Below are 709 nucleotides of genomic sequence, written 5' to 3'. Positions count from 1 at the left end.
ATCCTCACCAAATAAATCCAATAAATGCTCCTCAACAAAGCGATAAACAGAAAGTAAAGCAACAACTTTTAGCATTACTAGAAATACTTCCAGAAGAATCGATTCTACAAGTTAAAGACTTCACAGAATTCCTTTGCTACAAGCAACAGGCTACATCAAACTCAGTAGTTTCTCCAAAATGACAAACATTACAAACGGTGTCAAACGCTATTGGCAGGAAAAAACATGAAAATCAAAAAAACTCATTAGCATTGAGTTTTTACATGATTCTAAGCGTCAACTGTTCAATCCTAGCGAAACCAATTTAGTTGTTTCCAGATAATCAAAAAGGCTCAATAGGTGTTTCGGGTAGGTAAAGAAAGGCAGAAATTGATAATATTGTAGCGGAATCCAAAAGCAGCGATCACTATGCTGAGTGTGAACTTAACCCATCTAATCGATGATGAAAAATGCTACGAAACAGTGAGTCAGATGCGATGGACAAGAGGAGTATGCCGTCCAAAATGTCAAAACTTAGCGGTGATCAAGCGCGGCAAAGATGAAACACAACCTGCTCGCCAACGATACCAGTGTAAAACTTGCAACACCAACTTTGACGATCTAACCGACACAATATTTGCAGGACACCATCAACCACTACGGATGTGGATATTGTGCCTATACTTGATGGGATTAAATTTCTCGAATCGACAAATTGCCCAAGAACTAG

The 709-nt window shown here is 38.6% G+C and carries 2 protein-coding genes; both read left to right on the top strand.

All coding sequences use genetic code 11. The features are described 5' to 3' along the window. Positions 1-182 (top strand): hypothetical protein (locus PseudUWO310_RS23465; protein WP_223805817.1); only part of this gene is annotated, 182 nt, incomplete at its 5' end. Positions 183-408: 226 nt separating this feature from the next. Next, on the top strand, positions 409-709 hold a 301-nt coding region (locus PseudUWO310_RS22595; RefSeq protein ID WP_190316138.1), incomplete at its 3' end, for a transposase.

It is taken from the genome of Pseudanabaena sp. UWO310, assembly GCF_006861605.1.
In the GTDB taxonomy this organism is placed as follows: Bacteria; Cyanobacteriota; Cyanobacteriia; order Pseudanabaenales; family Pseudanabaenaceae; genus Pseudanabaena.
Note: the sequence above shows the minus strand (reverse complement) of the source record. Positions and strands in the feature narration are given on the sequence as shown.